The organism is Pseudoduganella flava (assembly GCF_007830495.1).
Taxonomy (GTDB): Bacteria; Pseudomonadota; Gammaproteobacteria; order Burkholderiales; family Burkholderiaceae_D; genus Rugamonas; species Rugamonas flava.
The window spans coordinates 86,552-111,978 of sequence record NZ_VLKW01000007.1; the positions used below are offsets into that span (position 1 = coordinate 86,552).

18 protein-coding genes and 1 pseudogene are annotated in these 25,427 nt (G+C 63.3%); 5 read left to right on the forward strand and 14 right to left on the reverse strand.

The genetic code is table 11. The features are described from left to right. Window positions 1–43: 43 nt before the first annotated feature. On the reverse strand, window positions 44–2,689 hold the full coding sequence (gene pepN / locus IP92_RS18300; protein ID WP_145877664.1) for an aminopeptidase N: 2,646 nt from the start codon (window positions 2,687–2,689) through the stop codon (window positions 44–46). A gap of 97 nt (window positions 2,690–2,786) precedes the next feature. Between pepN and IP92_RS18305 the strand changes: the two genes are divergently transcribed. Further along, the gene (locus IP92_RS18305; protein WP_145877667.1) at window positions 2,787–3,239 is read left to right on the forward strand and encodes a GNAT family N-acetyltransferase; all 453 of its coding nucleotides are present in this window, start codon (window positions 2,787–2,789) and stop codon (window positions 3,237–3,239) included. Further along, window positions 3,236–3,598, forward strand: a complete 363-nt coding sequence (locus IP92_RS18310) for a nucleotide pyrophosphohydrolase (protein ID WP_145877669.1) — start codon at window positions 3,236–3,238, stop codon at window positions 3,596–3,598. The genes IP92_RS18305 and IP92_RS18310 overlap by 4 nt, the downstream gene beginning before the upstream one ends. 31 nt (window positions 3,599–3,629) lie before the next feature. Here IP92_RS18310 and IP92_RS18315 read toward each other — a convergent pair whose 3' ends face one another. Both IP92_RS18315 and IP92_RS18320 read right to left on the reverse strand, forming a co-directional pair. Beyond that, window positions 3,630–4,652, reverse strand: coding sequence for an SEL1-like repeat protein (locus IP92_RS18315; protein ID WP_229418841.1), 1,023 nt, complete (start codon window positions 4,650–4,652; stop codon window positions 3,630–3,632). 28 nt (window positions 4,653–4,680) lie between these two features. Beyond that, a complete protein-coding gene (locus IP92_RS18320) occupies window positions 4,681–5,709 on the reverse strand; it encodes a tetratricopeptide repeat protein (protein WP_229418842.1) in 1,029 nt (342 codons plus the stop codon). A 158-nt stretch (window positions 5,710–5,867) separates the two neighbouring features. On the opposite strand from IP92_RS18320, the pseudogene IP92_RS18325 reads away from it, so the two are divergent. Then, window positions 5,868–7,103, forward strand: a pseudogene (locus tag IP92_RS18325) (IS3 family transposase). A gap of 44 nt (window positions 7,104–7,147) precedes the next feature. On the opposite strand, the gene IP92_RS18330 reads toward IP92_RS18325, so the two are convergent. The 5 genes from IP92_RS18330 to tssF are packed head-to-tail and all read right to left on the reverse strand — an operon-like array spanning window position 7,148 to window position 15,714. Continuing rightward, complete coding sequence (locus IP92_RS18330; protein WP_229418843.1) at window positions 7,148–8,170, reverse strand: tetratricopeptide repeat protein; 1,023 nt, start codon at window positions 8,168–8,170, stop codon at window positions 7,148–7,150. 3 nt (window positions 8,171–8,173) lie between these two features. Next, window positions 8,174–10,135, reverse strand: coding sequence for a phospholipase D-like domain-containing protein (locus IP92_RS18335; protein WP_229418844.1), 1,962 nt, complete (start codon window positions 10,133–10,135; stop codon window positions 8,174–8,176). 10 nt (window positions 10,136–10,145) lie between these two features. Next, entirely contained in the window at window positions 10,146–12,932 is a 2,787-nt protein-coding gene (locus IP92_RS18340; RefSeq protein ID WP_229418845.1) for a type VI secretion system Vgr family protein, read from the reverse strand. After that, window positions 12,923–13,942 (reverse strand): type VI secretion system baseplate subunit TssG, encoded by a 1,020-nt coding sequence (gene tssG / locus IP92_RS18345; RefSeq protein WP_145877671.1) that lies wholly within the window; start codon window positions 13,940–13,942, stop codon window positions 12,923–12,925. The genes IP92_RS18340 and tssG overlap by 10 nt, the downstream gene beginning before the upstream one ends. After that, entirely contained in the window at window positions 13,906–15,714 is a 1,809-nt protein-coding gene (gene tssF, locus IP92_RS18350) for a type VI secretion system baseplate subunit TssF (protein WP_145877674.1), read from the reverse strand. Before tssF ends, tssG begins: the two co-directional genes overlap by 37 nt. Window positions 15,715–15,836: 122 nt before the next feature. Here tssF and tssK point away from each other — a divergent pair, with 122 nt between their 5' ends. Then, the gene (gene tssK, locus IP92_RS18355; RefSeq protein WP_145877676.1) at window positions 15,837–17,171 is read left to right on the forward strand and encodes a type VI secretion system baseplate subunit TssK; all 1,335 of its coding nucleotides are present in this window, start codon (window positions 15,837–15,839) and stop codon (window positions 17,169–17,171) included. Here the strand turns inward: tssK and IP92_RS18360 are convergent. The 5 genes from IP92_RS18360 to IP92_RS18380 all read right to left on the reverse strand — a co-directional run bounded on the left by IP92_RS18360 (window position 17,161) and on the right by IP92_RS18380 (window position 23,134). Further along, window positions 17,161–17,982 carry an alpha/beta hydrolase family protein gene (locus IP92_RS18360; RefSeq protein WP_145877679.1) on the reverse strand — a complete coding sequence of 274 codons (822 nt, stop codon included), beginning with the start codon at window positions 17,980–17,982 and terminating at the stop codon, window positions 17,161–17,163. The two genes, tssK and IP92_RS18360, sit on opposite strands and share 11 nt — an antisense overlap. Window positions 17,983–18,074: 92 nt before the next feature. Then, window positions 18,075–20,537 (reverse strand): TonB-dependent receptor plug domain-containing protein, encoded by a 2,463-nt coding sequence (locus tag IP92_RS18365; protein WP_145877681.1) that lies wholly within the window; start codon window positions 20,535–20,537, stop codon window positions 18,075–18,077. A 127-nt stretch (window positions 20,538–20,664) separates the two neighbouring features. After that, entirely contained in the window at window positions 20,665–21,150 is a 486-nt protein-coding gene (locus tag IP92_RS18370; protein ID WP_145877684.1) for a RidA family protein, read from the reverse strand. Window positions 21,151–21,164: 14 nt separating this feature from the next. Then, window positions 21,165–21,548 carry a c-type cytochrome gene (locus IP92_RS18375; RefSeq protein WP_229418846.1) on the reverse strand — a complete coding sequence of 128 codons (384 nt, stop codon included), beginning with the start codon at window positions 21,546–21,548 and terminating at the stop codon, window positions 21,165–21,167. Between the two features lie 8 nt (window positions 21,549–21,556). Further along, window positions 21,557–23,134 (reverse strand): flavin monoamine oxidase family protein, encoded by a 1,578-nt coding sequence (locus IP92_RS18380; protein ID WP_229418847.1) that lies wholly within the window; start codon window positions 23,132–23,134, stop codon window positions 21,557–21,559. Between IP92_RS18380 and IP92_RS30240 the strand changes: the two genes are divergently transcribed. Further along, window positions 23,118–23,315, forward strand: a complete 198-nt coding sequence (locus tag IP92_RS30240) for a hypothetical protein (protein WP_199272031.1) — start codon at window positions 23,118–23,120, stop codon at window positions 23,313–23,315. The two genes, IP92_RS18380 and IP92_RS30240, sit on opposite strands and share 17 nt — an antisense overlap. A gap of 191 nt (window positions 23,316–23,506) precedes the next feature. Here the strand turns inward: IP92_RS30240 and IP92_RS18385 are convergent, their stop codons facing one another. Then, a complete protein-coding gene (locus IP92_RS18385) occupies window positions 23,507–25,273 on the reverse strand; it encodes a TnsB C-terminal domain-containing protein (RefSeq protein ID WP_145877689.1) in 1,767 nt (588 codons plus the stop codon). Between the last annotated feature and the right edge of the window lie 154 nt (window positions 25,274–25,427).

Consider the following 25,427-nt stretch of genomic DNA (forward strand, 5'->3'; position numbering starts at 1 on the left):
AAACGCCGGCTTGCTTGCCGGCGTTTTCATCGTGACGTAACGGTCAACCCAGCGGCACCGTCATCGCCTTGCGGATGCCCACGCAGCGCGCATCCTCCTGCTCGGTTTCCAGCAGCGCGCGGCGCGTGCGGGCACTGAGGTCTTTCAGCTGGGCCGCAGCATCCGTCAGCCGCTGCACGCTTTGCGGCGTGCACGTGGCGGGGATCATCATCGTGGCATAGGTGCGCATGTAGACGTGGCCGGCGACCTTGTCCAGCTGCGGCAGCTGCGCCAGGCGCTTGACCGCGGTTTCCTCGTTGAGCAACGTCTGTGCCGCCGGATACAGATTTTCCATCGCCGTGCGGATGCGCGAGAACGGCAGCTTCGTCTGCAGATCCGTGATCGTGCCCAGCCACTCGGCCTTCACCGCCGGATCCGGACGTGCGACCTTTGCCGCCAGCGCGGCAGCTTGGCCGGCATCGGAGTTGTCGCGCGCCTCCTCGGCGGCGAGCAGCTTGCCGGCGTCGCGATGCGCACGCGCCGAAACCCGCTGCACGATTGCCCAGCGCACGTCCTGGTTGACGGCGACGCCCTGCGGCACGCCACGTCCCTCCAGCAAACCGGCAAGACGGTCGAGCGCCGGCTGGGTGCTGGCGATGGCGACATAGGTGCCGAGCCACAGTCGGCGGAAGTTCTCATCCTTGCCGTGCTGGACGCCCTGCCACGCCATGGCCTCCAGCGCCTGCGCCGTCTTGCTCGTGTACGCGCCAGCTGGTGCCATCTTCTGCAGGTAGGCCATGCCGTTCAGCACCTTCTCCAGCACACTGCCAAGCAGCGCATAGTCTTCTTCGCGGGCCGCGTTGTTCAAGGCCGTCTGCATGAATTCGTTCAGCGGCAATCCTCCGTCGCGCACGCCTTCCCACATGCTCTGCCACAGCATCGCGCGCAGCAGCGGCTCGCCGACCTTGCTGACGTCCGCGCGCGCGGTGGCGGACGAACGCTGGTCCAGCTGCACCTTCGCATAGCCCCAGTCCTCGTAGTTCGGATAAACGAGATCCGGGCACGCGGCACCCACGAGCTCCGGCACGCCAGTGCTGGCCCCCTTGTAGGTGACGGCCGCCTTGCGATCCAGCGCCAACGCCTTGCCCTGCTTGCGGAACAATGCCACCTGCACGCGCTGCTCGCGCAGCACGGGATAGTCGGCACCGGCGCTCTGCGCGAGACTGAACGCATCGATCTTGCCGCCCTTGCACGTGTAACGCGCCGTCACGGTGTTCACGCCCGGCTGGTACAGCCACTCCCGCGTCCACTGCGACAGGTCGCGGCCGGCCGCCTCGCCCAGGCTGCCGATGAAGTCTTCCAGCTTCGCATTGCGGTACTGGTACTTGACGAGGTAGTCATGCACGCCGCGGCGGAACGTCTCTTCGCCAAGCAGATGGCGCAATTGCTTGAGCGTGGACGCGCCTTTCGAATACGTGATCGCATCGATGTTGTCGAACGCGTTCGCCGTCGTCGCCACCGGCACCTCGATCGGATGGGTGGCGAACGACTCGTCCTGCTTGTAAGCGCCAGTCTTGCCGGTGCTGTAGAAGTACTGCCACGCGTTCTTGAATTCGGTCGCCTCGGCCGTGCCCAGCGTGCCCATGAACGACGCGAAGCTCTCGTTCAGCCACAGGCCGTTCCACCACTTCATCGTGACCAGGTCGCCGAACCACTGGTGCGCCATCTCGTGCATGATTACGGCCGCAAGCGTATGCCGCTGGTCGGCCGTCATCCTGTCCTTGTGCAGGAAGCGGTTTTCCGCGAACGTGACGGCGCCGGCGTTTTCCATCGCACCGTACAGGAAGTCCGGCACCAGCAGCTGGTCATACTTCTCGAACTGGTAGGGAATGCCGAAGTACTCGTCGAAGAAGGCCAGGCCCTGCTTCGTGTACTTGAACCACTCGGGCGCCTCGATCTGGGCAGCGACGGACTGGCGCGCGAACAGGCGCATCGGATACTTGCCGCTGCTGTCCTCCCACATCTTGTATGGGCCCGCGTGCAGCGAGAAGTTATATGGCGACAGCTTCTTCGACACGGGGAACGTCCAGCGCTTGCCGCCCGCGCCATCCTCGACCTTCGTCTCGCGCGTGGTCGACACGACGACCCAGTCCGCCGGCGCGGTGACGTTGACCTGGTACGTCGCTTTCAGGTCCGGCTGGTCGAACACGGCAAACATCTGCTGCGCGCCGGCGGGCTCGAAGTGCGAGTACGTATAGACGCGGCCATCCACCGGGTCGACCATCCGGTGCCATCCCTCGCCATTGGTGCTGTGCGCACGCTCGTAGCTGACGACGACCGTGTTGCGGCCCTGTTTCAGGTCGGCCGCGGCAAGCGTGATGAACCAGTTGTTGTACTGCGGCGTAACGCTCTTGCCGTTGACGGTCAGGGATTTGATCGTGGCCTTGTTCAGGTCCACCGTGAGCGGCGAGCCGGCGTCGTTGAGGTCGAACTGCAACGTGGTGGTGCCGGCGAACGTCTCCTTGCCGGTCAGCGCGAAGTCGAGCTGGTAGGCGACATTCGACACGCGTTCCGAGCGCGCCTGCGCATCGGCCTGGGACAGCCATGCCTGTTCCGCACGTGGCGCACTGGCCGCCGACACGGCCGGGTTGGCGATCAACAGCGCGGAACCAAGAGTCAAGGCAACGGCTTGGGAGAGAAGCGGTTTCATTACGATCCTTGTGAGATGTCTTGCCCCCGGTCGACCCCGAACGGGCGGCGCGGGGATGATAACATCAACGATTCCCGGAAAAACACGTCGAATTCCCATGCACATCGCCTTTGAAACACCGGATCAGCCGGACGTCCATGCGCTGATCGCCGAACTCGATTCCTACCTGTACTCGCTATACCCGCCGGAGAACGTGTACGCGCTCGACATCGCCTCGCTGCTGCAACCGAACGTGCTGTTCGCGGTGGCGCGCGACGGCGGCGGCGCAGCGCTGGGCTGTGCCGCAGTGGTCGTGACGCCCGCATACGGCGAGATCAAGCGGATGTACGTGCGCCCTGAAGCGCGCGGCCAGGGCCTGGCGCGCAAGCTGATCGCCACGCTGGAAGAGCAGGCGCTGGCGCACGGCTGCCGCACCTTCATGCTGGAGACGGGGCCGACGATGCCGGAAGCGCTGGCACTGTACGAACGCATGGGCTACAAGCACCGCGGCGCGTTCGGCGACTATCCGGAGGACCCGCTGTCGGTCTTCATGCAGAAGGACGTGCCGTGACCGCGCCGCACCCCGATACGCTGACGGCGCTGCGCGACCTCACCCGGACATTTGCCGCGGAGCGCGACTGGCAGCAGTTCCATACACCGAAGAACCTGGCGATGGCGCTGTCCGTCGAAGTGGCCGAGCTGGTCGAACACTTCCAGTGGCTGCCAACTGGCGCCCTCGATGAACTCGATGAACGCAAGCGCGAAGGCGTGCGGCATGAGCTGGCCGATGTGCTGCTGTATCTCGTGCAGTTGGCCGACAAGATGGATGTGGATTTGCGTGAGGCGGCATTGGAGAAGATGCGGATGAATGGGGAGAAGTATCCGGCGGCGCGGGTCAAAGGGGATGCGCGGAAGTATGATGAGTATTGAGGGTGGGGCGGCCTTAGGCATCGGCTCGACTTTAATACGCTGGCGGCGCGGGGCCTTCAGGTTCCAGCGCGTCATCGATGCCATCCCAGTGTGGAAGGTCCGTCGGCGGTAGCGGAAGCACCTTATCCAAGTTTGGCAGACGAAGGTCTGGATTAAGGCGAAGCGCTTCGCTTATGACACCGTAGCGCTGTGCGCGCTCGGGGTCGGAGGTCAGTCCTACAGTCTTCAGGTTTTCACGTTCGCTTTGGACGATCCAGTAGCCATTTTTGAAGAGCATTTCGAGCGAAGTAGCACTATCATCACTTCCGAACTTCACACCCTCTTGGTATAGCTTGGCAGCTTCGCGGTGATTTCCGAGAACCTCCTGCCTGATCGCCAGTCTGTACGCGGCGGGGCCATGTGCTTGCGCAGCAGCGCATTGGAGCATGCGCTCTTCATCGTCGAACCTCCTCACTTGGCCGTAGGCCGCAGCCAAAGCCATTTGCGCTTCCGGGCTTCCCAGTTGCGCGGCTCGCAGGTAATACGCCCAAGCGATTTCTTGATCATAGACAGCACCGCCATATCCATGTTCATGCGCCACCCCGAGGTCATAGAAGCCCCAGGGCTGGCCCGCCGCTACCGCCGCGCGCGCAATGGCAACTGCCTTATCGCCGTCGGGTAGCTGCGCCTGATTCTCAGGAAGCGGTCCCAATCCCTCCCGGTAGAAGTGTGCCAACAGCGCTTTCGCTCCCCAGTCTCCCTTTTCCGCGGCGGTGCTCACATCAGCCAGAATCCGGTGTGTCTCCTTGCTGGTGAGCTGCCATTCGATCTTGCTGCGCCAAAGCTTACGTGCTGCGATATACAGATGGAAGACATCCGAGTCACGGTACCGAGGCATGTGCTCTTTCCACCGTGCGCACACGGGAGGTGGATCGATCAAGTCGAACCGACGCAATCCTTTTGGAAGCTCATGCATCGCTCGGTATCTGACGTGCTCAATGAGCAGATACATAGAGAGAAAGACGATTGCGAACACTGTGACCACCTTTTTGTAGCCTTGCAAGCGCGCTTTCATTTCCCCCCCTGCTTCTCTAGCTCGTGCACTAGTAAGCAGGCGGGCCTTCCTGCTCAACGGACAGTGCGTCTTCGACCCCATGCCACTCCGGTAGCGGGAGCGGAGGCAACGGGAGCACTGCGTCGAGGTTTCCGAACTTCAGATCCGGGTTAATGCGCAAGGCACGCATGAGCGACTCATATCGCTGTGCCCGGTCTGGGTCCGACCTTACATTAAGCGCTTCCAGCTCCTTTTTTTCGGCTGCGGATGACGTCATCCACGAGCCATCCAGGAAAAACAGGTACATCACTTCCACAGAGCTGAGCCCGCCCATCTTTACGCCTTCCTGGTACAGATGAATGGCTTCCTGCACACGCCCCTCGATCCTCGCGGTCATTCCGAGCGCCCTCGCAGCCGGACCATGTCCTTGTGCAAAGGCGCACTGGTGCATCACCTCTGCGTACTTGTGAATTCCTGCTCGACTGTAGGCGTCCGCGAGCGCCATTTGTGCTTCGGGACTGCCGAGCGATGCGGCCTTCAAGTAGTATGCCCATGCGATCTTCTGGTCATGAACAGCTCCGCCGTATCCGTGTTCATGAGCGACGCCTAAGTCGTAATACCCCCACGGTTGCCCCGCGCGCACGGCCTCTCTGGTTATTGCCACCACTGCATCCGCGTCCGGGGTCAGCACCTGATTCGACGGCAAAGGCCCAAGACCGTTGCGGTAGAAGTAAGCGAGCAAAGCCTTTGCCCCCCAGTCTCCCTTCGCAGCCGCACTGCGGACGTCCCTCAATATCTGCTGAGTTTCACCCTTGGTCAATTGCCACTCGATCTTGCTGCGCCAAAGCCTGCGCGCGCGGATATAGAGTTCGAAGGCATCCTTATCGCGGTGACCTGGCATGTGGTTGCGCCATTCGTCACATGCGGGAGGTGGGTCGCCAACATAAAAACTTGTGAGCCCTTCAGGTAGTGCGTGCATCCTTGAGTACCTCCATTTATCTACCGCATACCAGATGCCGATCAAAGTCAGAACAAGAAGAGTCGCAACACGGAGACGAGATGATGTGATGGTTCTCATGACTACACCACCGGAGATCCAGGCATGCGATCGAGCAGAAACGGGAGAAGTAGGCAGACTGAGATAGCCGCCTGAAACACCGGACATGGTCTCTGCGCTATTCTTACGACTAGGAATACGACTATACAAACGACTGCAAGCAAACAATCCATTGAAGTGTGACCCTCAGCGAAGAGCGGCGCCGCCGTTGGAGCACGACCGAAAAGGCTGCGCTGGTGAGGGAAACGTACGAACCACGCATGAACGTTTCGCTCGTGGCCTGCAAGCATCGGCGCAGCGCAAGCCTGCTGCTCAACTGGCGCAAACTCGAGCGCGAAGGTGCGCTTACGGCAGTGCAGGCCGGCGAATCGGTGGTGCCTGCCAGTAAACTGGCAGCGGGCCCGCGCTGAGATCGCACAGCTCCAGCGTATGTTGGGTAAAAAGACGTTGGAAGCAGAAATCCTGAAAGAAGCGGTGGAGATTGCGCGATCAAAAAAGTTCATTGCGCGCGTGCCGTTATTGCCAACGGAAGACCGGTGAAGACGGTCTGCCGGGTGGTGGGCGTGGCGCGCTCGCACATCGCTGCTTTGCACCTGCGTCCCGCCGAATGACCCGATGGCCAGACGGCGCGCGTTAGTAATCCGATTGCCGATCCGACGCTTGTTGACGCGGTGCGCTCCGAGATTGGCGAGCTGCCGACCTACGGCTACCGACGTGCTGGCGCCGTGGTCAATCGCCGCCGCACGGCGGCGGGCTTGGCGCCGCTTAACCACAAGCGGTTTTATCGCGTGATGAAGGCACCTGCGCTGTTGCTGCCGAAGGCGCCCAAGCGCGTGGCCAATATCCGCGTCCATGACGGCATGGTGGCCGTCACCGAACCGAATCGACGCTGGTGCTCCGATGGCTTCGAGATCGGCTGTGATAACGGGGAGGTCGTGACCGGCGTCTTCTTGAAGGACTGCTGCGATGGCGAGATCATCTCGTGGCGCGCATGGCCCAGCCAAGGGCTGCCTGGAGAACCCGTGCGCGATATGCTGGTCGAGGGCGTCGAGGCCCGCTTCGGTGACGCGAAAGTCGATGGTGATGTGGAGCTTGAATTTCTCGCCGATAATGGCGGCACTTTCCGGGCAAAAGACACGCACGCACTGGCGAAGGATTTGGGCATCAAGCCGGTGCACACGCCGGTATGCAGCCCTCAGTCGAATGACATGGCTGAGAGCTTCGTGAACACGTTTGAACGCGATTACGTCAGCCAGATGGACCGCTGCAACGCCGCCATCGTCCTGCGGCAGATGCCTGCCGCTTTCGAGCATTTTAATGAGGTCCATCCGCACTCCGCACTGGGATACCGATCGCCGCGCATGTACAGGAAAGAGCTAACCCGCCGGCTCAGATCGGCGCTAATTAAGCGATAGGCTGTGTCCGGTAATGCAGGGGCAAGATCGAATTTACCTTTGCATCAGTACGTCGGTTGACTAGAAGATTCGGGCTCTACAGCGTCCGTAACAGCTCCCCATGGAGGCAGTTCCTGTGGAGGGAGTGGAAGGACCTCATCAATGCGTGCTAACTTTAAGTCTGGATTGATTAGTAGAGCTTCACTTATTGCTTCGTACCTGCTGGCGCGCTGCGCGTCCACGTGAAAACCAAGTGCCTTCAGCCTCTCCACTTCGTGCTTCCAGCTCCAGTAACCGTTAGCAAATAGTAGCCAAAGGGATGAGGCACTCTCCCGATGGCCGAACTTCACACCTTCTTGAAATAGTCTTGCAGCTTCCAAATGGTTACCTAATATCTCCTGTCTCATAGCTAGCGTATATGCTGCCGGCCCGTGCCCCTGCGCAAACGCGCACTTAAGCATGTGTTCTTCGTCCGCAAACCTCCTTGCTTGCCCGTACGCCCCGGCTAACGCCATCTGAGCCTCGGGACTACCTAGCTCAGCCGCTCTCAAGTAGTATGACCAAGCAATATCCTCGTCATAGACTGCCCCACCATAACCATGTTCATGCGCTACCCCAAGATCGTAGTAGCCCCACGGCTGACCCGCGGCAACTGCGGTACGAGTAATAGCGACCGCCTCATCCGCGTCAGGTACTTGCGCCTGATTTTCAGGGAGCGGACCTAACCCCTCCCTGAAAAAATGCGCCAATAGCGCTTTAGCGCCCCAGTCGCCCTTTTCTGCTGCGGTCTGCACGTCTATCAGAATCCGCTGTGTCTCATCGCGGGTAAGCTGCCATTCGATCTTACTGCGCCAAAGTTTGCGCGCCTCGATGTACAGACGAAACACGGACGGATCGCGATGTTTTGGCATGTGATCCTTCCAGCGTGCACAAGCGGGAGGCGGATCCGTCACGCTAAATCGGCGTAACCCTTGGGGGTGCTTATGCATGGCACTGTACCTCGCATGATCAAAAGTGAGATAGGTTATGAGGGCAAGGCCAGCTAATGCAGCGCCCACCATCAGGTAGTATCGGAAACGGTTCTTCATACCCTACACCACTGGAGAACCGGGTTTCCGGTCCACGTAGAACGTCATAATCTGGCTGCCAAGCGCTGCGCCCATCGACCTACTCTCAAAATTTCGGGACATCTGCTGCGCCCATGCTTCGAGTGTCTTTTTCATGTCTCCGTACTGAGCCGGGCCAGTCGTCGTAGAACACTGATTGAAAAGTTCGCCTCGCACCGCAAACGCGACATCCTGTGCGTTGCTCAGAAGGTTGAGCTCGCTGTCGATCGCCATGCTTCGCAGGTTGAGGTTTGCCGACCCTATGGTGAACGCCACGTCGTCCACGATCGCCACCTTGGCGTGAATGTAGATCTCCTCGTACTCCTCCGGCAGCAGCGGCCATTGCTCGTTCTTTGCGGCACAAGTCCAAAGCGATCCCATCACCACATGGATCCCGTGCGCCTTCATCTGCTGCGGTGAGATCGGCATCTTCGCCTTCCCCATGCGTGCCTTCTCCACGGCGTCCGCGTGCTCCACCTTCATCCTCTCGCTCTGTCCGATCCCGGACGCGACCTCATACGTATGCAGGTCCATGCCATCGCGCTCAGGTGTCGATGTCAATATGAAGACGTACACGTCTTTTGAATAACCCGCACTCCGCATCTGCTGCACACACTGCTTCAGATGCTCGGCCCATGGCTCGTACTGCACGTACTGGTTCTGGATAAAGATGTAGTGCCGCATCTGCCGCGTCAGGTTCGCATAGCATTCCTTAATGCTCTTCTCGCCGTGCTCGGGCTGTGTCCTCAAGAGTTGAGCGCTGTGCTTGCCGTTGCCGAGAACATAGGCTTGCCATGGGATCTCGGCACGCCTTTTCACCATCGCAGAATCGTAATCAGGCGGAAAAACCTGCCGCATGCCGTGCCTCAAGGGCACTCGAACGGGCGCCAGCGCAAGCATGAACAGTTCGCGAGTCATCGAACGAATCTGGTCGGAGGCCTGCCACGCTTGGCAAAAGTTATGGTTCATGTCAGCCAGGATTGGGCCACGTACTCGACATGAGACGTCCTGATAGGGTTTGGCAACAAAGCTGATCCTGTCGAGGTGGCGCGCCAACGCTTCCCTGCGCTCCTCCGCGCCAGTTGTCGCCAGCCTGTAACCGGGCGAGTAGATACCGGATCCTTGGAAGTCCATGGGCTCGGGGCTCTTATAGCGTTTCGCCAACCCTGCGGGCTCCTCCCTGAAGAAGCGCTCACGCAAGGGACTCTGGAACGGGTGATCCGCCGTATCCCAGAAATCGGTGACGCAGTTGTGTCCCATAACGTAGCCTCTCGCGACCTCAGGCATCTCGTAGTCGATCAGCATCATCTTCTGGTGATGTGTCGCATACATCGCTGCTATCCTGGCGTTGGCATTCCAGGGTACGGAAGGCTCGTTCTTCAAGCATGCGTTCAAGTGAACGATCGACAGCGAGCGAACGCGGAAATCAATGTTTGGAATTTCACCCGCGGCGACCGCCTCAAACCACCTTGCGTTATAGCGCTGATGCGCGGAACTGTAATACCCGCTGGCGCCACAACCGACAGCAGGAAAGTGCTCCCCATATAAGCCTGGAACATTCTTCATCATCTTTTGCGACAGCGGATTATCGTGCCATACGAGTATCCGCACAGTGATCGGATTCTTCTTACGGCTTGCGACGTTCCTCAGCAGATCACCGAACCGCTGGCCTTTCTGGGCGCTCCCATTTCGCACCAGTACCATGCCAGGATCGAATCCCCAAGTGATGATGTCGACTGATTTCTTGGCCTTGTAGATGTCCGCGGCAATGCTGCGAAATACGTTTTCACCGCAGATCAATGGCTCGAGCAAGCATGCGTGCACAGCTGAATACACGGGCTCTGGTGTTCGCACCCACCATGGTTGGGTAAGACACTGCTGTGGAGGCAGACCTTTGCGATAGAAAAGGGTCTGCTTGTACCGATCGGCGTTGTCATTCATGCCCATCGCCGCCTCCTTAGCTGATGTTCCGCATAGCCGGGTTGGAGAGCAGGCGATCCTCCTCCAACGAAGCAGCGTTTTTCGTCAGGGATGGCCCGGATGGCTCGTAGCCATGGTGCCCCATACCTGAGCTGACCTGGTGTGGCGCCAGCTGCTCGCCGGCTTCAACCTCATAGGTATCGCCACTCGGCAGTTCGACGGCATATTTGGAATCCGTATCGTTCTCGTGTTCGAACGCAAAGCTGCCCGTCTCATCCAGCTTCCCTTCCTCGACGAGGGCACCATCCTTGTACAACTTGTACGGAACGCCGGCTTGCGGTCTTCCACTTGCGGCCGCGTGGCTTCCCAGGTTGAACATCGCTTTCCCCTGCTGCTCGCTTTGCGGCGGCATCGTATTTGCCACGTTCAGATTCTTCGGGCCGAGGAATTCGTGCTTCGCTCCATGAACCGTCACCTTCCCTTTGCTGCCTTGCTCGATCCCCGCGGCACCGAGCTTGATATAGCTTCCCCCGCCATTCAGGACGATCTCATCCTTCGCAGTAATCGTGATGCGGTTCGCACTTTGGATGATGTTCAGCTTTGCCAGCAGGTTGATGCTGTTCGAGAGAGCCTGAATATCCACGTCCCCCGAGGCGGCGATCAACTTCATGCCAACCTTGTGTACGAACATGCGCAGCCCCTGCCGCACGCTCGCGAACAGTCCGCCAAATGCAGCGACCGATACGTTCTGTGCCGATGTCAGTGCAAGCTGCTCGCCACTCGCAATGTGCACCGATTGCTCCGCGGCTGTGGCAATTCCCGCGGAGCTGCTGATGACCAGATGGGGAGACGACAGTTCGGGAAGCTTTGACACGCTTCCTTTGATACCGTCGTTCTGCTTCGCAAGCGCGCTCGCGGTATCGGCCTGGGCGCCGGCCTCCTGCTGGTCATGCTGCTGCGCGAGCTTTGCCATGGATTCGTGCTGTGCCTGTGCTTGCGCCAGCCGCCGCAAGGTATCCGGCATCGCTTTTACTGCGCCCGCACCTGCCGTCCGCGGCTCAGTGGTAACCACCATACCCATCGCGGCCCGCATCACGCCATGCCCATCGGTCCTCAGCTCGAACCCCTCACCCCGCCTCTCGAGATGTCCCGCGGTCGTATCGAGCCGATGGATATCGCCCAGCGCCAGCTGGCTATGCAAATGATCACTCCTCAACTGGGCTTGAATCTGCCCGTTGGTATCGTCCAAAACCATCTGGTTGCAACGCTGGCCCGCCAGCTCCCTCGACCGCAGCCCGGACAATGCGCATTGTCCCGGCAACGCCCACGGTGCGTGATGGTGCTCGTTGTAGACGAGCCCCGTAATGATCGGCCGGTCCGGATTCTCCCCAAGGAACTGCACCACCACCTCCTGGCCGACTCGGGGCAGGCCGACCTGGCCGAACTCGCGCCCCGCCATCGGCATTGCCACGCGTACCCACGCCGAACTGTTCTCGTCGCGCTTGCTCGCCCGATCCCAGTGGAACTGTACTTTCACGCGGCCATAACCATCCGTGTAGATCTCCTCGCCCTGCGGACCTGTCACGATCGCGGTCTGCACGCCGGGCGCCGGCGGCGGCTCGCTGTGGAAGTTCCGGCCGGGGCGCCACCTTATCGCCTTGCGCTGGCAAGTCAGCTCATTCTTATAGTATGAAGGCTCCGCCTCGGACGAGTGGATGTTGTTACCGGCCCAGTGACGCACGCTGATGATCAGGTAATCACGCTGACCGATGGGGTCCCGCAATGCCACGTTCCGTACCGGCCACTTCATCGTCGAACTGTGGTGCTCGGTGAGCTTGAAGCAGCGGCCCGGCATTGCGGAACGATCGTTGCCCGCGGCCTCGAAATACTGCGTCATCCGGTCCGCCTCTTCCATCCGCCGTCGGGCCATCGCTTCACCGTCGGCACCGCTGCGGTACGCGTATTCGCCCAGGTTTTCGTACAACTCATACGACGGTACAGCGTCGCCCTGGCGGTTCTCCGATTCGCGGCCGGCGATGTACGGGGCCGGCCGCTTGTAATCGAAGCTTGCCAGCGCTGTCGCGCCCGATCCCATGCGGCGCACGGCCTGCCACTGGCTGATGCCGTCGCGCTCGTAGGAGCCGCCGAAGGCGCGAAAGGGGATTGAGCCAGGATCCACCTCGCGCGAGCCACACGCATCGATCGCGGCGGCCATCGTGCTGTCGTCCGCCAACCACAACGTATGTCCATCGGCACGATGCTCGTACCAATAATAGAACCCCGCGGTCTCCCAGCGCCGATGTAGATGGTTGTAATCGGTCTCGTTATATTGATTCATGTACGAGACCTTCGGGTCCTCCGCCTGCATGCACGTCTTCCAGTCGTGCTGCGGATACTGAGCGAAGACCAGCTCGGTAACCTCCGTCACACTGCGTCCTTTGAACGATACACAGTTCTTGCGCAGCTTCGCAAACGCCAACCACGGCTCGAGCACCGCGTAGTAGTACACGAAGCCGCCATCGGTCTTCATGTAGCGGAACTCAGTTATGTATCCGTTGAAATGCCGTACGCTGCCGTCGTCGCGCAACAGCGAGACCGTCATCATCCTGCCGATCATCGCCTTCAAGGGTATCGAGACGTCGTCCGACAGGAGCTCCACGTCGAAGCGAAAGCCACGCGAGAGTTCTTCCTGCGCGAACAGCGAGTTGACCGCAAGGGCGGCAGCCGGCCCGTCGTTGTGCGGAAACGCTACCTTCAGAAGTCGGCCGCTCTGTTGCAATGCCCCGGCTGCGGCCGCGAACGCCTTATTGCTTATTAGTGGCATGGGGGATTCCCTTCCGGTGAAAGATCGAGCAGGTAGCGCACCTTCCGCTGCGCCGGTGCGGGGCCGGCCAGCACGGTGTCGTAGCCAAGCCGGCGCATGACGGACGACTCGTCAGCGAGCACCAGTGGAGCAATGCACCCTTCTGCCGGGAGCAGGCATATCTCGAAATCGAGCATGCATTGCGGCGTGGCCAGCATCAGCAGTTCGCGAAGCTGCTTCGCGCCTGGCTCTCCCGGCAGCATCCGATCGAAATCGTTGCGGTTCAATGGGCCGATGACGAGCCGCAGGCGGCGGTCGATGCGCCACAACCTCGTTCCCAGCACAAAGCTGTGGCCGAGCACCGGGTTCGGGCCGCCCAGCGTGTTGCGCTGCCCAGGCAGAATCCCATCCCAAAAGCCTGCGAGCGTTTCGACCACCACCGGCAAGCCAAGGCCGCCCGCCACGATCCGCTCGATGCCGTCGCCCGAGACGGGACGCATGCGCAGCAAACCAGCGTGCCAGGCGCTGGCGTCCTTCCGGCAGTCCTGCCTGCCGGCGAGACCACGCAGCAGTTCGTGGGAGGCGTCACGGCCCTCCGCTTCGGGCGCTAGCTCCAGGCGCGGCTTTGCCCACGCCTGCCAGAACAGCGTCACGATCCGCGTCGAGCAGCTGTCGAGATACGCGCGCGAACCTGCGTCGCTGCGCGTGGCGACGTGCGCGCACCGGTCCGTGTCGTGCAGGGGCAGCACGCCGCCGGTCCCCAGCAGGCCGAAACAAGTTGGCGTCAATACCACCCGATGGCCGGCATCGAAGTCGTCGATGCGCAGCGCTTCCACCTCGGCGGCAGGAAAAGCCAGCGACAGGCTGTTCTGGAAGCAAAGCACCTTGGTCAGCGCTTCCTCATGCGGCACGCCTTGACGTATCAGCCAGCGCAGCAGCAGTGTCACCGCCGCCGTGAAGCTGAAACGCCACGGCTCGGCGAACAACTGGCCAATCACGCCAGGCTCGCGTTCCCACTGCGTCGCTTGCATCGCAAGATCTCCCGTTTTTGACGCTGCGACAGCAGCACCAGTTCGACGAAATGGTTCACCTGGACGTACAGCGCGAGGAACTGATCCATCACCTGTGCGAACAGATGGATGCCGCTACCGGCGAACGCTTCTTCATCGATCGTGATGCGCACCTCGATGCCGTAGGCAAGCGATGAGCCGTGATCGTGCCGCATCCACGCAGTCTTGACGGCATGATCGAGACCGACGATGCCGTCTATCATGCGCTGCGTGATTGGCGATTGGGGCAAGTCGTGCAGCCTCAGTAACTCGTGCAGCGCCGGCAGGCCATCCGGCACCAGTGCGTGATGGCTCAGCGTCAGGTAGGAGATCAAGCGCTGGTGTGCTTGTGCCGGGGCCGCCCGACAGGGCCCGCTGGGCGCCGCCAGCAGGCGGATCGGCAACCCATCGGCGATGTCGCCGATGACAAGTTCCCTGCCGCCGGTACCCGTCATCATGTGCATCGGCAGGTCTCGATTGGTGCAGGTGATGCCGACGCTGACGATAGTCGATTCCTGTGCATCGACATCGGCATCGGCGTCGATTAGCGACATGCGTTTCTCGTAACCCGGGCTGACCGCTGCGACCATCTCGTCATGCCGCAACGTCCAGTGATACCCTTGCCGTGCCGCGCCGCCCGGCGCATGCGGCGGCGAGAACTCCACCGAGCCCTCGCTGCCCTTGCCCAGCTTGCGCACAGAGTCGACCGTGTACACCTCGTAGGCCTGGGGCCGGGCAACATCGGGTACCACCGCATAATCGGCTGACGTGTGGGTCACAGCGATCGGCTTCGCCGCATGCCTGAACAGATTGACGACCGGGGTACAGAACAGGCGCAGGTTCGACGCTTCCAGCATGCGCAGCATGCGCGCCGTAGCGCCATCGGGGCGCAGCTGCGACAACGCAAGATGCAGCGTCACGCTGCGTGCCTGTTTCAGCATCAACGGTCGCAGGGCCGCCAGGTCCACATCGAAGAACCGGTGCTTGTCCGGAAAGCAGAAGAACTCGGTCAGTACCCGCCACGCCGGATGGGAGCGGTCGCCGTACGGGATCAGCGCCTCTTCATCCGCGAACCCCACGGCGGCCAGCGGTACTGCCGGAAGCGGGATCCAACGCCCATCTTCAGCCTCGACAAAGGCAGCGCCGGCGTGCATGAAAAGGGCGTCGCGCAGCGCCGCGCAAAACGAAGGATCTCCGTCGATGTGCACGCGCAGGCGGTCCAGCGCGACGCTCGCGAGGGAGCAACGCTGAGATTCCGAGCGAATCGTGATGGACAGTGCCGCCGTGGCGTCGGATGGCAGGCGGGTGCCGGCAGGCGCCGCGATTAACGGTTCGAATGTGGCGGCTGCGATGTCCAGCGGAGCGAGGGTCACTTCCGTAGTGGTGCGGAACCGGCAGTGCACGCCGTTTTCAGACTGTGCCGAATGCAATTCGGTGCCGCGCGGGATGACACGTACCGTACTCAGCTCGCGCGGGGACTCGAAACTGGCGATCGCGCACGACGGGAATGGGCGCAGGTAGTGCGGGAACAGCGCTTCAAGCAGCGCCTCGGTAAATTGAGGATAGCCGTCGTCGAGGCGCTTCGCCACGCGGGCCGACAGTAGCGCCACGCCCTGCAGGACGCGTTCAACTTGCGGGTCGTCGCCGCCACTCCTGAGCCTCCCGGCCACGCGGGGAAAGCGACCGGCGAATTCGGACGCATAGCGACGCAATAACACGAGTTCGCGCTCGTAGTAAGGCAGCAAGTCTTCCATGGCGGCTCCGCGAAGGATGGGAAATCCATTATCTGCACCTTACCGATAGGCAATTTGAGGCTGGTCAATGGAATTCCTCCGCGAAACATTCATGCTGTATGGGTTGACACGAAAGGAGAATCATGGGAATCCCCTCGAAAGTGCTATGGTCGGCCGGTCTGACCGTTGGGCCGCAACATTTGCAACAACTGGACCGGTATCACGAAACGCGCCTGCAGCAGATGGCCTTGTCGATCCACCCTTGCATATGGGGGGTGCGCCGGGCGGAATGGAACACTGACATGCTGGCCAATAAGATCCTGCAGCCGGAGGCGCTGTCGCTGCTGTTCCAGGACGGCGAGGTCTACGACGCGCCGCTGTCCGACCCACCGCCCGAGCAGGTGGACCTGACCGACCTACCCGCCGAGCAGTCCACATTCACCTACTACGCTGCGCTACCGATCCTGAACGCACACGGCGGCAACCTCGGTGCCGAGGGACGCTACGTGCAGGCGGACGTCGAAACGGGCGATCTCTTTTCACGCTCGCTTCCACTGCCCGTCACGTACCTGAAGAAAAACCTCCGCCTGCTGCCCGAATCGGCCGCGCGCGGCGCGTATCACGCCTTCCCCGTCGTGCGCATCCGCCGTGCCGTGGCCGGCGGCTTCGAACTCGATCCTTCGTTCATACCGCCATCGGTGACGCTGCATACGGCGGCCGGGTTGCCGGTGCTGCTCGATGCGCTGCTGGCCAAGCTGAATGCGAAGATCACCGCGCTGTACGAGCGCCATCGCCAGAACGAGCGCCAGGCGTTCGAGGTGCATGGCGGCGACTTCTCGTCGTTCTGGATGCTCAACGTGATCTGCACGGCCGCCGCGCCGCTGACCCACTGCGCACGCTATCGGCAGCATCATCCCGAGCACGTGTTCGACAAGCTGGTGGCGCTGGCCGGCGCGTTGATGACGTTCTCGCCGAAGTACCCGCTGTCCGAACTGCCGGCCTACGAGCATGACAATCCCGGCCCCGCGTTCGAGCGGCTCGATCACATGATCCGCGACCTGATCGACACGGTGATCTCGTCGCGCTACTTCACGATCCCGTTGACGCAGGACGAGCGCAAGACCACCCACCATCACGGCGTGCTCGATCCGGCGCGCATTGACCGCCGCACGGAGCTGTGCCTGGCCGTCAGCGCGGACATGGCGGCGCTGGAGCTGGTGGCGGCCGTGCCGCTGCGGCTGAAGATCGGTTCGCCGGATGCCGTCGAGCGCCTGATCGGCATCGCGATGCCCGGTGTGGAAGTGGTGCACATGCCGCAGGTGCCTGCGGAGGTGCCGGTGCGGCCCAACACGTACTACTTCGCGCTGATCGCGAAAGGGGATCTGTACGACGACATGCTGAAGGCGCAGGCGATCACGATCTATGCGCCGACCGGCATGAAAGGCTTGCGGCTGGAGCTGTTCGGGATCATCCCTTGAGCGCCAGCGCCTGGCGGATCGCCGTCTCGACGATGGGCCAGCAGGGCGAGCTGGCCGCCACCTCGTCGTAATGGCTGCCGCCCGGCAGCACGATGACTTCGGCCGCATCGCCGGCTGCGCGGGCCCGGCGCGCGTAGTCCTCGCCGGCGGCGACGGGCGACACGTCGTCATGCTCGCCGTGGATCAGCACCGTGCGGATGCCGGCCGGGAGCATCTCGGCCGGCGACGTGTCCGCGAACACGTCCGGCCGCATGGCGCTCGGCTCGCCGGCCAGTTGCGCCGTGCTCCGCTCGCAGCTGCACTGGATCAGTGCCGCCTGGTTGCGCAGGTCCGCCAGGCCGCCCAGGCTGATCACCGTGGGAATGCGCACCGGCGCCGGCATCCATGCCGGGCTCCATGTCGGCAGGCGGTGGCGCGACGCGGCCCACTGCGCCAGGTGGCCGCCGGCGGAGTGACCGACAGCGACGACGCGCGTCAGGTCCAGCATCGGCTCGGTGCGCAGCAGGTCGACGGCCGTCGCCACGTCCTGGTACATGCCGGGATACCCGCCGCCCTCCTCGTCGTGCCGCCGGTATTCGACGTTCCACACGGCGACGCCCTGCGCGGTCAGCGCGGCGGCGAGGTTGCGCATCTGCGCGATGCCGCCATACTGCACGGTCCAGCAGCCGCCGTGGATCAGCACAACCACGGGGAACGGACCATCGCCGGGAGGCAGGAACAGCTCGACGAACTGCGACGGCGCGGTGCCGTAGGCGATGTGCTTGTCCGGCGCGGGGCCGGCCAGCGCTAGGTAGTCCTGCAATGTCAGCATGGCGGTCGTGAAAAAAACGGGACAGCGCGCAGTATAGCGCCCCGTCCCGCAACCCCCGTTTGCTCGTTTGCTCGTTTGCTCCGTTTGAACTTTTAGAACTTGAAGTTGGCGCGGGCGTAGTAGTAGCCGCCGTTGATGCCGAACGGCGAGAACGTCGGATACTGCGTCACGGCCGAGTTGTCCAGATTGGCGCGGTAGACCGCCAGCAGTTCGGCGTTCATCTTGTCCGGATACTTGTTGAACAGGTTGTTCGCGCCGGCGGACAGCGTCCAGTTCGGGTTCAGCTTGTAGCTCACCTCCAGGTCCGTGATCGCCGTGTTGCCGATCTCGTTCTTGTAGTAGGTGCCGCCGTTCGGCGATTCCCAGTTATACGACTTGCCGTACAGCGCTTCGCGCAGGTTCACCGTCCATGCCCCGGCGCGCCACAGCGCCCCCAGGTTGACGCGGACCTTCGGCGATGCCGTCTCCAGGTTCGAGATCGCGGTGCGGTCCAGCAGCGTTTGCGGCTGTAGCTGGCTGGGCGCCTGGTTGATCTTCGTCACGCGCACCTGGTTCCAGTTCGCCGCCAGCGACCAGTCCACCCGGCCGTACTGGCCGTAGTTGCTGTTCAGCGTGGCCACCAGCTCCAGGCCGCGCGAGCGCGTGTTCACGGCGTTGGTGAAGATGTTGATGCCCGTCTCGCCCACCGTCGGGTCCAGCACATTGCCGTTGGCGAGGATCGCGGCGACGACGGCCGGCGAGTTGATCGCGCCGCCCGAGCCGTACACCGCACCGGAGCCGACGATGCGGTCGCGGATCTTGATCTGGTAGGCGTCCACCGTCACCGACACGTTGTTGGCCGGGTTCAGCACGATGCCCGCCGAGATGTTCGTCGACGCTTCCGGCTTCAGGCCGTCGATGCCCACCAGCTTCGCACCGGCCGAATTCGGCGCCAGCTGCACGAAGGCGCTGGTCGGCGACACGTTGGTGGCGGAGTAGTACGACTCGGCCAGCGTCGGCGCGCGGAAGCCGTTGCTGAACGTGCCGCGCAGCGCGACCGTCGGCGTGAAGTCGTAGCGACTGGTCAGCTTGCCCACCTTCGCGTTGCCGAAGTCGGAGAAGTGCTCGTAGCGGCCGGCCAGGTCGACGGTGAGGCCCTGCAGCGGGAACATGATGAAGTTCGCGTAGACGGCCTTGTTGTTGCGGTCATGCTTGCCCGCATCCGTCAGCGAGAAGCCGGGATACGATTGCGATCCTTCCTTGTAGCGCGAGTACTCGTCGCCCGCCTCGATCTCGTACTTGTCGATGCGGTGCTCGACGCCCATCGCGAACGTCGACGGCTTCGCCCAGCCCATCTCGAACTCGCGCGACACGTCGAAGTTGTTGGTCCACTGGCTGGCGATGAACGTGCCGGCCGCGAACACGGTCGGCGTGAAGCCCGTGTCGCGATACAGCGAGACGTTGGCGCTGTCCTCGACGCCGATCTCGGATTTGTCGCGGCCATACGTCGTCGACAATTCCCAGTTCCACGCGCCGCCGAACTTGCCGCGGGCACCGGCCGTGAACGCGTAGTCGGTTTCCTTCATCGTTTCCTTCGGATCGAAGCCGAGCGGGTACACCTCCGGCAGCCGGTTCGGCATCCGGTAGTTCTCGTGGGCCCGCGCGTGCTTCTTGCCCCAGGTGGCGAAAGCATACAGCGACGTGTCGTCGTTGATGTCGTAGCCGGCGTTCAGCGCCAGCGTGTTCAGGTGGTACTGCGCGTCGCCGGCGATCTTGTTCAGGTGCGGGTAGCCGGGCGCCTGCAGCAGCGGCATGTTCTTCAGGTTGTTCGGGTCCTGCACGCGCGGGTCGATCGCGCCGCGCTCGCTGTAGCCGTGGTAACGCGATTCGCCCGTCAGGCTGATGAAGGCGTTGTCCATCGGCTTGAAGCCGATGTTCGCCGTGCCGTCGCCCGTGTGGCCGCCACCATCCGAGTAACCGCCGCCGTTGACGTTGCCGGACAGGCCCTGGTTGTTCGACTTCAGGATGATGTTGACGACGCCGGCGATCGCGTCGGTGCCGTACTGCGCGGCGGCGCCATCCTGCAGCACCTCGATATGGTCGATCGCCGCGACGGGGATGTAGTTCAGGTCAGCCGCGGCGCCGCCCTGGTAGGGGCCACCCAGCACGGCAAGATTCGACGTGCCATGGCGCCGCTTGCCGTTGACGAGCACCAGCGTGTTGTTCGGCGACAGGCCGCGCAGCCGTGCGGACAAGGTCAGGTTGGCCGTGTCGCCACCGAACGCCTGCGCCGTGAACGACGGGATGTTCTGGGCGATCGCCTGGATCAGGTCCGGCTGGCCCGTGCGCTGCAGCGATGCCGCATCGAGCACCTGGATCGGCGAAGCGCTGTTCTCCGCCTTCAGGCCGCTGGCCCGTGTTCCGGTGACGATGACGGCACCGACGGAAACGGGGGCGCCGGCGGCGCCGGCCAGGTTTTCCGTTTGCGGTTCGGGGGCGCCGGCCGGGTCGGCCAGGACGATTCCCGAGTGGAGCAGCATGGCGGCGGTGCCGGTATGGAGGATGGCCTTGTGCATGGACTGATTCCTTTTCTTATGTGAAGACAAAAAATCCTGATGCGGCAAAAACCGACGGCAAAGGGATGCCCCGCCGGCTCGTGGCCGGCCCTTCGCGTCGCGGAACGACGGGTGCTACGTTGTTACGTCATTTTTTGGCGGCGACGACCTCGATCTCGACGAGCCAGCCCGGCGAGTTCAGGCCCGCCACCTGCATCACCGCGCGGGCGGGCAGGTTCGGCTGGGCGCCGCCGAAGAATTGCGTATAGCCTTCCATGAAGCCCTTGATGTCCGCGCGCCCGCCCTTGGCCGGATCGCCGACGAGGAAGACCTGCATCTTGACGACGTCGCCCATCGCCAGGTTCATCGACTTCAGGATCTCTTCGATCTTCTTCAGCACGCCCACCGTCTGCGTCTTCGTGTCGCCATAGGCGGCGATCGTGTCGGGGTTGGCGGCCTTGTCGACCACGGGCGGCACCTGCCCGCTGATGAAGTGGATCGTCGCGTTCGGCGGCAGCGTGACGGCCTGCGCGATCGGGAAGTCGGAGTTGGGGATCTTGTGGCGGACGATCTCCTGCGCACCGGCGGTGTGCGTGAGAATTGCGGCGGCCATCAGGAAGGCGAGTCGTTGCATGGGCTCTCTCTCTTTCAGTGTTTGTTGGACATCGGGCCGGCCGCCACTTGCGCGGCCGAGAGTTCGCTGCGCAGCGCCGCCACTTCCTCGGTGGCGAGGGCGCTTGCGCTGTTGCCCCAGCTGGAGCGGACGTACGTCAGCACGGCGGCGATGTCGCCGTCCGTCAGGCTTTGCGAAAAGTCGGGCATGCCGCCGCGCCCCTTCAGCAGCACGGTAGCAGGGTCCTTCGCCGGCCCCTGCACGAACGCGTTGCCGGCCAGCGCCGGGAACGCGCCGGGAATGCCCTTGCCGTTGGCCTGGTGGCAGGCCGCGCAGTTCTTCTGGAAGACGGCCTTGCCGTCGCCTTCCGCGCCGTGCGCGCCGGCGGTAAAGCCGACCAATGCCATCAAGGCTGTCACGTGCGTCTTCATGCCATTGCCCTTTCATGGATGCGTGCCAGCTGCTGCCACGCCGATTCGATCGCGCCCGCCTGCCAGCCGGTCAGGTAGGACAGGTGTTCACCCGCCAGCAGCACTCGCTTCTCGCCCTCCAGCAGCAGAGGGTAGGCGTTCTTCCGGCTGTCGTCGTTCCATTCGGCCCAGCCGCCCAGGTTGTACTGCACGCGGTGCCACGCCACCGAGAACGCACTGTCGAACGCGTCGCGGTAGGCCGGGAAGATCTTCTCGCCGGCCGCCAGCGCGAACTCGGCCCGCTCGGCCGGCGACAGCGCGCTGACCGCGATCGCGTCCGTCTGGTAGTTGTAGTAGCCCAGCAGGACGCCCTTCTTCTTCTGCCAGCTCGTCGACGGCAGCGAGATCGTGTTGATGCCCTTGATATCGGTGAGCACGTGGCCGCCGTAGATATGGTCGTCCTCTTCCCAGAAGCGGCGCTTCATCTGCAAGCCGATCTTGCCGACCGGCGCATACGCCACGGCCTTGATCGCGTTCTTGAAGCCGTCCGAGAAATCCGTGTCCACCATCCGCAGCGTCGACAGCGGCAACGTGCACAGGCAGTAGTCGGCCGTTACCGTGCTTTCCTTGCCCGTTTGCGTGTCCTTCCACGCGACCGTCACGTTGTTGTCGCCATGGCGGATCGTGCGCACCTCGGCGTGGTAGCGGATGTGGCGGCCCACGCGCTTCTCGAACGCCTTCGCGATCTGGTCCATGCCGCCCACCGGCTGGAACATCGTGTTCTGCATCGGGTAGTCCTGCACCGCGCTGTACACCTTGCCCACACCGGAGGCCAGCAGGTCGTGGAAGCCGAGCGGATCGGACGGCGTGCCCGGGCCGGGGTTCATGCCGGCGCCCGGGTTGACGGCGAAGCCGCGCCCCGTGCGGCCCTTGTAGCGCAGGTCGCCAGCTTCCAGCTGACCCTCGTGCTTCAGGTAGTCGAGCAGCGCGCGCTGGTCGTCGTCCGTCAGCTGGCGGTCCAGCAGGTGGTCCTGCACGGACTTGGCCAGCAGCTCGGCCACGTGCCCGCGCATGTCGGCCTTGATCTGGGCGGGGCGCAGCCGCTGCTTGGCCAGCGGGCCGCCGTTCTCGAGGTAGACGAAGGCGTGGTCGTTATCGTTGACCATCACTTCCAGCGGCACTTCGAACGTGCGCGTGTAGTGCAGCGTGGACTGGTGGTGCAGCGGAATGCGCCACGGGCCGTGGTTGATGTACTGGCCCGCATCGAACGCGCAGCGCTGCGTCTCGCCACCCAGCTCCGTCAGCTCGAAGCCCTTGCGCGCCGTCTGGCACCGCCCACCGGCAAAGCCGCGCGCCTCCAGCACCTGCACCTTGTAACCGAGCTTGTTCAATTCATAGGCGGCCGTCATGCCGGCCAGGCCCGCCCCCAGGATGACGACCGACTTGCCCTTGCCGCTGCCGGAGAGCACCGGCGGCCCGGACATCGTCGACGCGATGCCCATCCCCCATGCGTTCATCGCGTTCAGCAAAAACCCGGTGCCGCCGACCGCGGCGGCGCGGTACAGGAAATCTCGCCGCGTGACCGATCTGTTCAATGCGCTCTTCATCGATGCCTCTTCTCCCGTTGGTGGATTCCTTGCACGTGAGTATCAAAGCAATCGGCATGCCACTGCGCGCCTGGAATGCACTGTTTTTGGCGGTTCGAATGAAGTGGTTTCGGCATGCGAGGACCGTGTTGTTTTTCGATGCTGGGGACTGTCCCTGGTGTTGTTTTGAGACCAGCGCGGCTGTGGGCTGGGCGTGCAGACTTTGTTTATTGACGGCGGCTGGGCCAAAGTGTGAACGTGCGGTGGTGACGCACCAGCGCGATGCATGGGCGGGTAGCTGCGTCGAAAAAAAAGCGCGCCGGGCGGCGCGCTGAAAATTACTGCGAGGGTAAATCGACTGTGGCGGCGGGCGATGCGGGATCAGCCCACGAACCCGGCCACGATGCGCTCGAAGCTCGCCTGCTGGCCGGTTGGCTGCACGCGCCGGCGTGCCCCTTCCGTGCGCAGGGCGGGCGCGGATGCGCTCCGCTGGGCCAGGTGGCACGTGTGGAAACGCATCGGCGCGGCGGGGTCGGGCAGGTAGATGCAATCGGGTTCCATGCTGTCGTAAGCTACACGCACGACCCAGCGGCCGCGCTGGCGGGCGCGGTCGAACCAGCGCTCTTCCAGCGCCTTCGCGCAGGTGTAGTACATGCCGCCCAGGCAGATGCCGTCTTCCGTCACCAGCGCCTCGTGCAGCGGCAGCAGCGCGCAGCGCACCAGCTCCTCGCCGTATTGTTTCAATGCGGCGCCCCGCTCGCGCATGCCCCAGTCCCACAGCTGCAGCGGCACCCGGCCGTCGCCATCGCCGCGCAGATTGTGTTCGAGCACCGCATCGAGCACGAGGCGGGTGAACTGGATGAGGTCCAGCGCACCGTCCAGCGGACCCAGTTCGGCCGCCAGTGCCGGCGCTTCGGCCCGCAACAGCCCGAAGCGCTGCTCCAGCGCGGCACGGGCCGGCACCAGGCTTGCCGCCTGCAGGGCCGGCACGGCATCGCAGCGCACGCCGAAATTGTTCAGCAGCGCCTGGCCGCCGTCGCCGCCGAAGAGCGTTGCCGGCACGAGCAGCCGTTCCGGCAGGTGCCGGCACGGCCAGTCCAGCGCGCCGATCGCGCGGCCGTAGCGCAGCGCGTGGCGCACCTTGTCCGCGGCGCAGTGGGCCAGCGCCATCAGCGCCTGCGGCCAGCACGGCGCCTCCAGGCTCACGTGCACGCCCGTGACCATGCCGGAGAATACGTCGTGGACCAGGTAGATGACGGGCCGCCCGGCGATGCGGGTGCGTTCGCGCGTCAGCAGCTGGACGTCGGCGCGCACCGCCGTCAGCTGGAAGGCGGCGCCGGGTCGGCCATCCACGTCGACCGTGGCGTGGGCGGCCAGCGGCAGCGGGCGTTCGGCGGGGCGCAGGATGCGGCACTGGTCGAGCCAATAGCTGAACTGGCCGAAGCTGGGGATCGCTTCGCTGACGGTGCCGCGCACCACGTTCAGCGTTTCGGGTGCGATGCGGCGTTCGCTGAAGAAGTCGCGCAGCATCGCCTCATACGCGCCGCGGCGCGAGAAGCTCGCCCCCGTGTAGCTGGCGGCGGCCACGCGGAACACGCGGCGCATCGCCTCGTCGACATTCACGCCCGGTGGCGCGCCTTCGCGGCGCGGCCGGCCGCGCTTTACCCCGGCCGTCGACGCGCGCGTCTTGCCGCGTGCGCCGCTGTTCGAGTAGTCCGGCAGCAGTGCGTTCGGTGTCTGGCCGCGCTGCCAGTAGCGGCGCAGGTAGCGGTAAATGGTGGGATGCGAGACGCCGTGGCGTGCCGTGTAGTCGGCGATCAGCTGGCCGCGCTTGCGCGACTCGTAGATGCCCGGCTCGTCGCGCGTCAGCTCGGCAATGATCGCCCAGGCGCGGTCGCGCAGCGCCAGGTGGCCCGGCTTGATCGCCTGCTGGTCCGCCACGACAAGCCATGGATCCTCTGCCAGCCGGCGCGCGCGGCCCGATACCACGTCCGCCTCCAGCATGGATACCCGTGCCGGTTCGACGTCGCAACCCTTGCCGCCCATGTCGAACACCCACGCAACGGTGCGTTGCGGGTCGATCCACAGGATGCGCACCGTGCGGCGCGCCGGCGCCCCGTATTGAAGTAAATCGTTTCGCAGCAACATCTGCCCTCCTCGTTGGAGCGAAAATGCAGATGTCTATGCAAATATCGGGCCAGCCGCCCGGAGGACGTGATTATGCGGTAACTGCGAGGGAAACCGCGCGGGAAACAGGCCTGGCCGGCAGCGGCCAGGCATTATCGTGGTGCAAGCCGGGCAC

Coding starts and splice junctions, on each gene's coding strand:
- pepN (WP_145877664.1), bottom strand. CDS start 2,689: ATGAAACCGCTTCTCTCCCAAGCCGTTGCCTTGACTCTTGGTTCCGCG.
- IP92_RS18305 (WP_145877667.1), top strand. CDS start 2,787: ATGCACATCGCCTTTGAAACACCGGATCAGCCGGACGTCCATGCGCTG.
- IP92_RS18315 (WP_229418841.1), bottom strand. CDS start 4,652: ATGAAAGCGCGCTTGCAAGGCTACAAAAAGGTGGTCACAGTGTTCGCA.
- IP92_RS18320 (WP_229418842.1), bottom strand. CDS start 5,709: ATGAGAACCATCACATCATCTCGTCTCCGTGTTGCGACTCTTCTTGTT.
- IP92_RS18330 (WP_229418843.1), bottom strand. CDS start 8,170: ATGAAGAACCGTTTCCGATACTACCTGATGGTGGGCGCTGCATTAGCT.
- IP92_RS18335 (WP_229418844.1), bottom strand. CDS start 10,135: ATGGGCATGAATGACAACGCCGATCGGTACAAGCAGACCCTTTTCTAT.
- IP92_RS18340 (WP_229418845.1), bottom strand. CDS start 12,932: ATGCCACTAATAAGCAATAAGGCGTTCGCGGCCGCAGCCGGGGCATTG.
- tssG (WP_145877671.1), bottom strand. CDS start 13,942: ATGCAAGCGACGCAGTGGGAACGCGAGCCTGGCGTGATTGGCCAGTTG.
- tssF (WP_145877674.1), bottom strand. CDS start 15,714: ATGGAAGACTTGCTGCCTTACTACGAGCGCGAACTCGTGTTATTGCGT.
- tssK (WP_145877676.1), top strand. CDS start 15,837: ATGGGAATCCCCTCGAAAGTGCTATGGTCGGCCGGTCTGACCGTTGGG.
- IP92_RS18360 (WP_145877679.1), bottom strand. CDS start 17,982: ATGCTGACATTGCAGGACTACCTAGCGCTGGCCGGCCCCGCGCCGGAC.
- IP92_RS18365 (WP_145877681.1), bottom strand. CDS start 20,537: ATGCACAAGGCCATCCTCCATACCGGCACCGCCGCCATGCTGCTCCAC.
- IP92_RS18370 (WP_145877684.1), bottom strand. CDS start 21,150: ATGCAACGACTCGCCTTCCTGATGGCCGCCGCAATTCTCACGCACACC.
- IP92_RS18385 (WP_145877689.1), bottom strand. CDS start 25,273: ATGTTGCTGCGAAACGATTTACTTCAATACGGGGCGCCGGCGCGCCGC.